The organism is Paenibacillus sp. J31R98 (assembly GCF_056269245.1).
Genome location: NZ_JBWDNO010000001.1, coordinates 349,928 through 362,079, shown reverse-complemented (window position 1 = coordinate 362,079; position 12,152 = coordinate 349,928). Strand labels below are relative to the sequence as shown.

The following is a 12,152-nucleotide window of genomic DNA, read 5'->3' as shown; positions in this document are numbered from 1 at the left end:
CACCTCTTATAAACGTCTGACCGTCCTATTATGTGCTAAAGCCACTCCCTACAAATATGCAGGCAGGAAACCATTGTTTCCTATTTTCATTGTACACACTCAAAAAAGTTTGTCAAAGGCAACTTTTTAAGGATGGGACAAAACTTTAATACGAGGTAAACAAGGTTGCCCCAGCGAAAGCACAAAAATCCGCTCGGAGCGTGGCAGCAACTGACTGCTTGTACACTCCATAGCGGATTTCTTTTTACAAAAAATTATTTAGTTACCGGCTTGTCCGAAGGACGTTTCAGCTTGTTAGACAGCTTCTCCGTCATCTCCATAATCCGTTTAACGCGTGTTACTTCCTGTTTCGCTTCGTTGATCCAGCGAACATATTCTTTGCGATGCGATGTCGCAAGCTGAGCGAAGAACTCCTCCGCTTCCGGATAGGATGCAAGTGCAGCCTGTACATCGTCAGGAACAACAATCTCTTTGGACACTGGCTCTGTTCTGCGGCTCAGGTCAGCAGCACGGCTCGCTCTGGCACTTGTCTGCACAGCGCCAACCGGACGGAAACGCATGGCCGACCATGTCTCGTTAACCGATACGAGCGAGACGCCTTCCCAGCCCTCATCTTTCACGACTCTCCAGCCGCGATCGCGATTAATGTCTGTTCTCATCTTGGATGTGCCCTTCGGATAACAGATCCAGAGCAACCCATCCTTCTTGACTGCCTTCAGTGCTGACGGCGCATGCTCATTCAAGCTAGCGATGTCTTTGACGAACAGCATGACAAAATCATACGTGCCGCGGTCCATCTCTTCCACTTTACCGTTGTTCTCCAAGCCCAGCTCCTCAAGCAGCTCCGGCTCTGGCATTTCCATAACGACTGCGCGCATATCAAGCGATAAGCGCAGCTTGTTTACGAGTTCTGCGTTCATACTGGTTGTCCCCCTTGCGCGAGCAAATCTTTCACAACGACGCTGACCATAATGAGTCCTGCGACTGGCGGCACGAATGCATTACTTGCCGGCGGCTGCTGTGCCTTGCGAATTTCAGGCGCGTTATCCGGTACGATACGCTGTGTAACGTCAACGCGCGGCTTCTTGGGCTCCTCAGTCGAGAAGACCACTTTAACCCCTTTTTTAATGCCGTCCTTGCGCAGCTTCTGGCGAACAACCCTTGCGATTGGGTCCATTGATGTCTTGGAGATATCCGCTACCTGGAACTTCGTCGGATCCATCTTGTTCGCGGCACCCATACTCGAGATGATCGGGATCTTCCGCTCCAAGCACTCCTTGATCAGATGGACTTTGTATGAAATCGTATCCGAAGCGTCGACCACATAGTCGAGCTCGTACTCAAACAGCTTCTCATACGTCTCTTCTGTATAGAACATCCGCAGCGATATCGCATCGCACTCCGGGTTAATCAGCTTGATGCGATCGCGCATCAAATCCGCCTTCGGCTGCCCCACCGTCGTGGTGAGCGCGTGGATTTGGCGGTTAATGTTCGTAATGTCGACAACGTCCTTGTCGATCAGAATAAGACGTCCTACGCCTGTACGCGCAAGCGCCTCAGCTGCGATGGAGCCGACGCCGCCGATGCCGAGCACAGCAACGGTTGCGCCTTTCATAATCTCAAGCCCCTCCGGGCCGATTGCGAGCTCCGTACGTGAAAACTGGTGCAGCATGAAAAACACCTCTTACTTGTTTATAGTGTCAAAAGAATCCGGCTTCCGCCACGAATACCAAGGGGCGAAAGCCGGTCATTGAATTAATTCTCCTGCGCTGCTGCAGTTGCAGCTGCAGCCTCAGGCTGCTTCACAGGCTTCTGAATCGTGCGGATATGCAGCTGTTGCAGCTGAGCAATATCGACCTCGGACGGAGCATCTGTAAGCAGGTCTGTTGCGCTTGCCGTCTTAGGGAATGCGATCGTTTCACGCAGGTTGGTGCGGCCAGTCAGCAGCATCACGAGACGGTCGAAACCGAATGCAAAGCCGCCGTGCGGAGGCGTACCGTAGTCGAATGCATCCAGCAAGAAGCCGAATTTCTCGTGTGCTTCTTCCATCGAGAAGCCAAGCGCTTTGAACATCAGCTCTTGCACGTCGCGTTTGTAGATACGCATCGAACCGCCGCCTACTTCATAGCCATTCAGGACGAGGTCATAGGCTTGAGCGCGGATAGCGCCTGGATCTGATTCGAACAGGGCGATGTCTTCTTCGTTAGGACGCGTGAACGGATGATGCTCCGCTACGTAACGTTTTGCCTCTTCGTCGTAGCCTAGCAGCGGGAAGTCAACAACCCACTCAAGCTTGAACTTGGAGTCGTCGATCAGGCCGAGCTGTTTGCCGATCTTCAGACGCAGGTTGCCGAGAACATCTGCTACGACTTTCTTCTTGTCCGCAGAGAACAGGAGCAAGTCGCCTTCTTCCACGCCAAGACGAGCTGTCATCGCTTCGATTTCTTCCGGCTTGAAGAATTTCACGATCGGACCGCGCCATTCGCCTTCTTTTACCGTTACCCATGCAAGACCTTTACCGCCGTAGCGTGCTGCGAATGGTTGCAGGTCGTCAAGTTCTTTACGGCTCCAGCTAGCGCAGCCTTTAGCGTTCAACACCTTAACAACGCCGCCGCTTGCCGCTACGGAAGCGAATACTTTAACGTCGCTGCTTGCAACGATGTCAGTGATATCTTCCATTTCCATGCCAAAACGAAGATCCGGCTTGTCGGAACCATATTTGTTCATAGCATCTGCATGCGTAATCCGTTGGAACGGACGAGGAATCTCAACGCCAATCGTTTCGCGGAACAGCTTCACAACAAGCTCTTCCATCAGGTCGAGCAGTTGGTCCTGCGACAGGAACGACGTCTCGATGTCGACTTGCGTAAACTCCGGTTGACGGTCAGCACGAAGGTCTTCGTCACGGAAGCAGCGAGCGATTTGGTAGTAGCGCTCAAGTCCGCTGACCATGAGCAATTGCTTGAAGATTTGCGGCGATTGCGGCAATGCGAAGAATTCTCCTGGATGAACACGGCTTGGTACGAGATAGTCGCGCGCGCCTTCTGGCGTGCTCTTCGTCAAGATCGGTGTTTCTACATCGATGAAGCCTTGACCGTCAAGGTAGTCACGGAAAACTTTCGCTGCCTTGGAGCGAAGAAGCAACGTCTTCTGCATCTCAGGGCGACGAAGGTCAAGATAGCGATACTTCAGACGAAGCGACTCGTCAACTTCAACGCCGTCTTCGATCGGGAACGGAGGCGTCTTCGCTGCGTTCATAATTTCGATTTCTGTCACGCGAATTTCAACCTCGCCCGTAGCGATGTTGCTGTTCACTGTCTCAGCGTCGCGTTCTACGACTTGACCGCGAATGGCAAGCACGAACTCATTACGAGCACGGTCAGCGATGGCAAGCGCATCGCCCGAGAAGTCAGGGTTGAATACGATCTGTACAATGCCTGTACGGTCGCGCAGGTCAATAAAGAGAACGCCGCCAAGGTCGCGACGACGCTGAACCCAACCATTCAGTGTAACGGTTTGGCCTACTTCCGCTTTCGTAAGTGTTCCACAAGCGTGAGTTTTTAACATCATAATGGTTACTCGCTCCTTTAATAATGGGTATGAAATCAAGCATCTATAGATGGTGCTTGTTTTAGCTGAGAATCTCGTCTGCAATCTGATCGAGCTTCACGAACTTCTGCTCCCCAGTCGCCATATTCTTCAGGGCAATTTCTCCGCGAGCTAGCTCGTCATCGCCGAGGATCGCTGTGAAGCGCACTTGCAAACGGTCTGCGGACTTCATCTGCGCTTTCATCTTACGCCCTTGGTAGTCGCGCTCTGCGGATACTCCGCGGAGGCGCAAGCCGTGCAGCAGACGCGTAACTTCGCGATCAGCCGCTTCACCAAGCGCGACCATGTACACATCAACCTGGTGCAGGTTATCAAGTTGTGCTCCTTGACTCTCAAGCAGCATCACTGTGCGCTCCAAGCCAAGACCCAGTCCAACACCTGGCTGATCCGGACCGCCGATGTCGGCAACAAGACCGTTGTAACGGCCGCCGCCGCCGATCGTATCAATCGCGCCGATGCCTTCTGCTTTGTACTCGAACGCGGTGTGCGTGTAATAATCAAGGCCGCGAACGAGACGTGGATTGATTTCAAAAGGAATGTTCATCCCTGTGAGGTGCTCCTGCAGCGCCTCGAAGTGTGTACGGCACTCGTCATCCAGACTATCCAGAATCGAAGGCGCTTCTTCAAAACGATGCTGGTCCGTCTTGCAGTCCAGCACGCGCAGCGGATTGCGCTCCATACGCGATTGGCAGTCTTTGCAGAGCACCTCGCGCATTGGCGTAAGGAACTCAAGCAGACGCTCGCGGAAGGCGGCGCGAACAGCAGGCGTACCCACGGAGTTTATCTCCACGCGCACATCCTTAAGGCCAACTTCGCTGTAGAACGTGTAGCCAAGTGCGATGACTTCCGCATCAAGTGCCGGATCAACCGCTCCCAGCGCTTCTACGCCGAACTGGTGGAACTGTCTGTAACGGCCTGCTTGCTGCCTCTCATAGCGGAACATCGGTCCGATATAGTACAGCTTTGTCAGATCAGGCTCGCCATACAGCTTGTTCTCGACATAAGCGCGAACCGCTCCTGCCGTTCCTTCTGGACGCAGAGTCAGGCTGCGATCTCCGCGGTCCGTGAAGGTATACATTTCTTTCTCTACGATGTCTGTCGTCTCGCCGACACCGCGCTTGTACAGCTCGGTCATCTCAAACATCGGCGTCCGAATTTCGCGGAAGTTAAAGCGGCGACAAATATCACGCGCTTTGCTCTCGACAAATTGCCATTTCTCTACCGAACCCGGCAGGAAGTCCTGCGTGCCCGGAGGCTTCTGAAAGCCCATGTCCATTCCCCCTTATCATAATCAATACATAAAAAGCTCCCGCTCCTCCGCCTCAAATAAGGCAAAAGGGACGAGAGCTTGTAAATTACAAAGCTACCGTGGTACCACCCACATTCCGATAAGCACGACTTATGGTCGCTGCTATCGCTTTACTCGGTTAACGCCCGACTACGCAGTACAGCTAATGAGCAGCGCTGCGGGGCAGCACTTGCAGGTTCGCCGTATGTCCTCCAGGAAGTCTGTTCGCTCATGCACGCCAAGGATTCTTGCAGCCATGGAATCCCTCTCTGAGTAGGTGCGGGTAGAACGAAGCGGTCCTTTCAACGGATCGACACAATATAACTTCTATTGTACAGATTATGACTATCCTAGTCAAGGGTGACCCCCTAAATCCCCCTCACCAGGGGGACCCCAAGGGTTTACCAACTTTGCGTACGCATCCCCTTCTTGTATGGGGCCCCACCCGGAACGGTATAACGTAAGAGTTACCGAGAAGCGCTCGCGAGTTGCGTTTGGGGTAGGAGCGCTTTCGTCCCTAACGGGACACGCTTAACTTTGTGGCGCTGTTTAGCTACCTGGTGTCCCATTCGGGACCATGGGAACGAGAAATGCGACTGAGGCGATGGTGAGCGAATGCGTGCTTGGCTCGCTTTACGTCCCTTGCGGGACCCGCTTTACGTTGGCGCGAGTTGATGGTTACCAGGTGTCGTTGCACTCCACGGTAACCTGAGGGCCCGCATGTATCCTGCGGGAGAAGTTAGTTATAGGGCATGCTGCCCTACAAAACAAACCCTGCACAAAAACCCCACAAAAGAAAAAGGACCTACACACAAGTTGTAGGTCCATCAAAGTAATATATTCAAAAAAGGGGGTCGACTATTATTATAGGCCGACCATGTTAGAGGAAGATTGAAAACAAGTTACAGTTATATTACAAAAAATAAAGCGATTTCTTGGTCATTCCCTAACTTTCGACAATCAAGAGTCGCGATTATCCGCGCTCACCTTTCGGTTCACGCTTAGGCATGGCTCCTCCGCCCCACTCGGCTGCGGCTTCGATGTCCTCTTCCAGCTCCGAGAAAATAAGCGCCTCGCGGCGGTCTGCATGTAGTATTCTGCGCGAGACACGCTCATACCCTTGCTCTTTACGCGATTGATGCATTGCGAGTATCCCTCCACCGTTATCACATACACGTGTTGTATATGCTGCTTTGGTTTCTAGTTTTGCCCGCTTTGCCCATTTCTAACACGCGCTTATGCATCGCTTGCCGCGAATGCCTAGGCTTTGGAGTCCACAATCAAAGTAACCGGTCCCCAGTTCGTCAGAGATACATCCATCTCCGCACCGAATCGGCCTGTCTCCACGACCAATCCCTTGCCGCGAAGAGCTTGATTGAAAGCTTCGTACAATGGCTCAGCTTGCTCCGGACGAGCAGCCGCCATGAAATTCGGACGTCTGCCATTGCGGCAATCGCCGTAAAGCGTAAATTGCGACACCGATAGGATCGCCCCGCCGATCTCCTGAACAGACAGATTCATTTTGCCCGACTCATCTTCGAAGATCCGAAGGCCTGCAATCTTGTCCGACATCCACTTGATATCCGCTTCTCGGTCCTCGTGGGTAATGCCCACGAGCAGGACAAGCCCTTTATCGATGGAGCCAACCGTCTCGCCATCAATGACGACGGAAGCTCCTTTGCTTCGTTGAACCACTACTTTCATGCCCGCTGAATCTCCCTTGTCCCTTATCACCTACAACTGTAACTCGCTTAGACGGTAACGAGGCAACTCTTTACTGCATAATCCGCTGAACGGAATAAATATCCTTCACGCGTTTGATACGCTCTACAACGGCGCCCAAATGCTCGATGTTGCGGATGAGCACGGTCATATGAATCATCGCCATCTTATTCTTGTCCGAACGGCCCGACACCGCGGAAATATTCGTCTTGCTCTCCGATACTGCCTGCAGCACTTCATTGAGCAAGCCCGGACGATCATGTCCCGTAATCTCGATGTCGACGCTGTAATTGGCTTCAACAGACTGCTCCCACTCGACTTCAATCATACGAGCAGCTTCTTCGCCCTCTGCGCTTGAAGTGAGATTGAGGCAATCCATCCGGTGAACGGAAACACCGCGTCCGCGAGTGATGTAACCCACAATCGCGTCACCTGGCACCGGATTGCAGCAGCGTGCGAAACGAACAAGTAAATTATCGACGCCTTTGACGACAACGCCATGCGTAGGACGCGATTTGCGCTGATGCGCTGGCGCGGACTTCACTTCTTTCATCTCGTTCGTCAGCTCGATCTGACTCGCTTCTTCAGCTTCACGGCGCATTTTCTCCGTCAGCTTCGTGCAAATCTGAGCCGCCGTAATACCACCGAAACCGACGGCAGACAGCATATCGTCAATATCATTAAACGTGAATTTGAGCGCCGCTTCTTGGAGCTGAGAATCCGACATAAAGCTGGAAGGTTCGAGTGCAAGACGCTTCAGCTCACGCTCAATCAGATCGCGGCCTTTGAGCACGTTCTCTTCACGTTTCTCTTTCTTGAACCATTGCTTAATCTTGCTGCGCGCATGCGACGACTGAGCAATCTTGATCCAATCCTGGCTAGGGCCATATGAATGCTTCGATGTCAGAATCTCCACAATATCGCCAGTCTTCAGCTTGTAATCAAGCGGAACGATACGTCCGTTGACTTTCGAACCGATCGTCCGGTTGCCGACTTCGGTATGAATACGATAGGCAAAATCAAGCGGAACAGAGCCTGCGGGAAGCTCGAACACTTCGCCCTTCGGCGTGAAGACGAATACAAGATCCGAGAAGAAATCCATCTTCAGCGATTCCACAAACTCCGATGCGTCGCTTGCTTCGTGCTGCAGCTCGATAATTTCGCGGAACAGCGTCATTTTGTCCTCGAAGGAGCCAGCTGGCACAACGCCGCCTTCCTTGTACGCCCAATGAGCCGCGATACCGAACTCAGAGGTGCGATGCATATCCCATGTACGGATTTGAACCTCCGTCGGCTCCCCTGTTGGTCCGATGACCGTCGTATGGAGCGACTGGTACATGTTCGCTTTTGGCATTGCGATATAGTCTTTGAAACGGCCCGGCATCGGCTTCCATAGCGTATGGATAATGCCAAGCGTCGCATAGCAATCCTTAATATTGTCAACGATGATCCGAATCGCAAGCAAATCATAGATTTCGTTAAACTGCTTGCTCCTCGCGGTCATCTTCTTATAGATGCTGTATATGTGCTTAGGACGGCCCGAAATGTCGCCTTCGATGCCCATATCTTCAAGCTTCTCGCGAATCCGGCCAATGACATCAGCAATGTACTGCTCCCGCTCTGCCCGCTTCTTCTTCATGAGGTTGGCGATGCGGTAGTACTGCTGCGGATTCAAGTAACGCAGCGCGATGTCCTCCATCTCCCACTTGATCGCCGACATACCGAGGCGGTGGGCAATCGGACAGAAGATCTCCAGTGTCTCGTAAGCGACACGCCGCTGGGCTTCTTCGGATTGATATTTAAGCGTCCGCATATTATGAAGGCGGTCAGCAAGCTTAATGAGGATAACCCGTATGTCCTGCGCCATGGCGACGAACATTTTACGGTAGTTCTCATTCTGCTGCTCTTCCTTCGAACGGAACTTGATCTTCTCCAGCTTGGTCAGGCCATCGACGACAGCAGCGCAAGCATCTCCGAACCGGGACCGAACCTCTTCGAGCGGAACAGTTGTATCTTCCACGACATCATGAAGAAGTGCAGCAATAATCGACAACACATCCATCTGCATGTTGACGAGAATTTCTGCAACCGCGACTGGATGCAAAATATATGGCTCTCCCGATTTGCGCACTTGCCCGTGATGGGCCTGATCGGCAAATTCGTAAGCTTCCTTGATCCGTGTCAAATCTTGTTCCTTCAAATAGGTCGATGCTTTGTCGAGTAATTGCTCTATGCCCATGAATGTCCTTTCCGGAAAAGCGCGCCCCATCGGCGCGGTTTACTTCCCAATTCTTAAAGTCATGTGTGTCCGAAAAAATAATAGGGTAGCCCCGAGTTTTCCTATTATTATGCCTGTTAGGAAGCCTTTACGTCAACCTCCGCAGCCTAGTAGCCGTTCATTCTAGCCGGGTTCCATGAAGATTCATGACGAATAAAACCGAATGTTGTATCTACTGGAAGCCAATTCCTATATCGACTTGTATGCAAAATAGGAAAACCGGACTGCTGCAGGCATCTGCCCCTTTAGTCCGGTGTCATGGTAGTCGCTATTGCTTAGTAAGTGATTAGGGAGAAAATGTCGATGCCGTCAAGCTTCGTGCGACCATCCAAATAGCCAAGCTCAATAAGGAATGCCGAGCCTACCACTTCACCGCCAAGCTGGCGAATGAGGTTGATCGTCGTTGCAATGGTACCGCCCGTTGCAAGCAGGTCATCTGCAATAAGAACACGCTGACCAGGCTTAATCGCATCTTTATGGATGGCAAGCTTGTCATTGCCGTACTCCAGATCATAAGAAGCCTCAACGACTTCTCCAGGCAGCTTGCCGCTCTTGCGGATTGGCACGAAGCCAGCGCCAAGCGAAATAGCAAGCGGCGCACCGATAATGAATCCGCGCGCTTCCGGACCTGCAACGAGGTCAATTACTTTATCAGACACTGCTTGTTTAATAGCGTCGATTGCAGCAGCATATACCGGACCATTGTTCGTCAATGTTGTAATGTCTTTAAATTTAATGCCCGGCTGCGGGAAATCCGGAATGATTCGAATGTAATCTTTATAATTCATGTAATCCTTCTCCTTCGTTTCGTTAAAATGATGATGCGTGCTCATTCCCATGCAGCGACACGGCTGCTTGTATCCATTCAGTCATTTCCTTCGCTGACGCGTACAATATCTCGTTCGATTCGGCTTCGTGCTGCGCCTCGCGATATTCCTTGGCGTGCGACAGCTCTCGCTTCACCGTAACAGGGAGCAATTCAAGGAGTCCTGCCTCCGACTTAATGAACTCAAGCTCTGTGAAAACTCGGAGCATGAGTGCGATTGTGGACACAGACAAGTTCAGCTTCGTAGCGAATTGCTGCGTGCAGCTCTCTTCCGCTATTGGACATTCACGGCGAAGCAGCTGGTATAGTTGACCGAACTGCTCGCGCGTCGGAAAGCTGAACTTCGCACTGCTGTCATATAGCAAATGGACCGTTTCTAGCTGCTTACACGCTGCCATCGACATCGCCAGCTTCTCTGCAGAAGCCGGTTTGCCAAGAACAAATAAATGTGGACATCGTACACTTTGACCTATAAGTGACTCATATGTCAAGAGCTGAACATGCCCAGAAACTGTGACATCATCAGACGACTCTATAGCTTCCTTCCAAGTCTCGCTTGGTACAACGACAATCCCTTCGGTGAAAGCAGCTGATTTCAGCACTTTGCCGAGCAGCCGAATGGATTCGCTGCCGACATCGGCACGCTTGTCAAACAGCTGAATTTGGGGGATTCGCATATCGTTAATCATAAATTGCGCTTTACGTTGGCCGTTCCATTCGTTAACCGAAAGCTCGCCTACCAGTTCAATGGTGGCACCATGAGACAATCGGTCTGTCAGATGTCCGCTGCCGAAGCTCACTGCGTCGAGCAGCTTTCCTTGACCGCTTACCGACAGCTTCAAATGCTTGCTCTCCTTGCCCATTGCCTTGCGGTCAGCGACCGTAATGCCATGCAGCAGAAGCTTCGGCGCCGAATTGCCAGCGCCAAAAGGTTCGAGCTGAGCGAGCTGTTCACGGACTTTAATCGTCGCGTCTTCCATCTTGCATGCGAGGTCGATCGTCGTCTTCGGAATCCAATCCTCTTCGGTTAGCCATTCATCTGCAAGCTTGCCTAGCCGCTCTTCGAATGGCGCCAAGTTGGTGCTGTATAGCGTCATCCCTGCGGCAGCTTGATGGCCGCCGTAATGCTCAAGCAGCTCATCGCATGCCGTCAGCGCTGCGTGAAGATCGTAGCCTTCGATTGAACGAGCCGAGCCTTTGCATTTGCCGGTCTCCACATCAAGGCCGAGAATGAGCGTCGGCTTATAATACTTCTCGATAAACTTGGATGCGACTATCCCAACGACACCTGCATTCCAGCCTGCGCCTGCCAACACGATAACGGAAGGATCCGGCTTGCCCGCAGCTGCGGCAGCACTGCGTTTGTTCTCCCACATCTGCTGCGCTTCCTGCACAATGTCTTCGACGATCTGCTGGCGCTCACGGTTCAAGCTGTCCAAAGTGAGTGCTCCGGCAGCTGCTGCTTCATCATTCCCGGATGTAAGCAGCTCAACCGCGAGATTCGCATGCTCGAGCCGGCCTGCTGCGTTAATGCGCGGCGCCATCCCGAAAGCGATGTTCGTCGCCGTCAGATTGGCAAGATCAATACTGCCAATTTCAGCCAGTGCGCGGAAGCCTGGCTTATCGGTCAATCTAAGCTGCTCAATGCCGAATCTGACCAGCACCCGATTCTCATCCGTCAGCGGCATTAAGTCGGCAATCGTCCCGAGTGCGACGACATCGGTCCACTCAAGCGGCGGTTCGCCTAGGACGGCCGTCGCCAGCTTGAACGCAACGCCTACTCCGGCAAGCCCTTTGAATGGATACTTGCAATCTTCTTGCTTCGGGTTAACAATCGCATAGGCGTCAGGCAATACATGCGGCGGCTCATGGTGATCCGTTACGACAACATCGATGCCTAGCTCATTCGCATAAGCAATTTCGTCTACAGCACTAATTCCAGTATCTACCGTTACGACCAGTGTTACACCTGCTGCAGCGGATGCTTCGAGCGCCGCTTTGTTCAGACCATAGCCTTCGCGTGTACGATGTGGAATATAGTGATCGAAGCTCAGCTCAAGACGCTGAAAGAGATACGTCATCAGCGTCGTGGATGACACGCCGTCCGCATCATAATCGCCGTAGATCCGCACGCGCTCACCGCGTTCAATCGCTTGATGGATGCGCCCTGCTGCAGCTTCCATCCCTTTAAGCAGGAATGGATCGTGCAGGCACTCGGCGCCTCCGCTTAGAAACTGCTTGGCACTCTCCACTCGATCATAGCCTCGCTGCACAAGCAGCCTTGCAACTAGCGGCGATAGCGATAACGTTCTCGCCAGCACCGCAGCCCGCGCTTCCCCTTCAATATCAAGAGCAGCGATGTTCCATCTTGTTCTTGACTGAATCATATCCGCGAGATTCCTCCTTTCCTAATCAAGAGTTCAAAAAAA

9 protein-coding genes are annotated in these 12,152 nt (G+C 52.3%); all 9 read right to left on the bottom strand.

Features of this window, described 5'->3' with window-relative positions:
• Positions 1-254 precede the first annotated feature (254 nt).
• Positions 255-920 carry a YdeI/OmpD-associated family protein gene (locus tag AC0YNX_RS01570; RefSeq protein ID WP_475813904.1) on the bottom strand — a complete coding sequence of 222 codons (666 nt, stop codon included), beginning with the start codon at positions 918-920 and terminating at the stop codon, positions 255-257.
• Positions 917-1,672 (bottom strand): tRNA threonylcarbamoyladenosine dehydratase, encoded by a 756-nt coding sequence (locus tag AC0YNX_RS01565; protein WP_475813903.1) that lies wholly within the window; start codon positions 1,670-1,672, stop codon positions 917-919. The genes AC0YNX_RS01570 and AC0YNX_RS01565 overlap by 4 nt, the downstream gene beginning before the upstream one ends.
• An 83-nt stretch (positions 1,673-1,755) precedes the next feature.
• Complete coding sequence (gene aspS / locus AC0YNX_RS01560) at positions 1,756-3,570, bottom strand: aspartate--tRNA ligase (RefSeq protein WP_475813902.1); 1,815 nt, start codon at positions 3,568-3,570, stop codon at positions 1,756-1,758.
• A gap of 61 nt (positions 3,571-3,631) precedes the next feature.
• Entirely contained in the window at positions 3,632-4,879 is a 1,248-nt protein-coding gene (hisS, locus tag AC0YNX_RS01555) for a histidine--tRNA ligase (protein WP_475813901.1), read from the bottom strand.
• A gap of 991 nt (positions 4,880-5,870) precedes the next feature.
• Positions 5,871-6,041 carry a hypothetical protein gene (locus AC0YNX_RS01550; protein ID WP_475813900.1) on the bottom strand — a complete coding sequence of 57 codons (171 nt, stop codon included), beginning with the start codon at positions 6,039-6,041 and terminating at the stop codon, positions 5,871-5,873.
• A gap of 116 nt (positions 6,042-6,157) precedes the next feature.
• Positions 6,158-6,601, bottom strand: a complete 444-nt coding sequence (dtd, locus tag AC0YNX_RS01545; protein WP_475813899.1) for a D-aminoacyl-tRNA deacylase — start codon at positions 6,599-6,601, stop codon at positions 6,158-6,160.
• A gap of 70 nt (positions 6,602-6,671) precedes the next feature.
• Complete coding sequence (locus AC0YNX_RS01540) at positions 6,672-8,858, bottom strand: RelA/SpoT family protein (protein WP_475813898.1); 2,187 nt, start codon at positions 8,856-8,858, stop codon at positions 6,672-6,674.
• A 314-nt stretch (positions 8,859-9,172) separates the two neighbouring features.
• Positions 9,173-9,685, bottom strand: coding sequence for an adenine phosphoribosyltransferase (locus tag AC0YNX_RS01535; RefSeq protein WP_475813897.1), 513 nt, complete (start codon positions 9,683-9,685; stop codon positions 9,173-9,175).
• Between the two features lie 22 nt (positions 9,686-9,707).
• Entirely contained in the window at positions 9,708-12,110 is a 2,403-nt protein-coding gene (gene recJ, locus AC0YNX_RS01530) for a single-stranded-DNA-specific exonuclease RecJ (RefSeq protein WP_475813896.1), read from the bottom strand.
• Between the last annotated feature and the right edge of the window lie 42 nt (positions 12,111-12,152).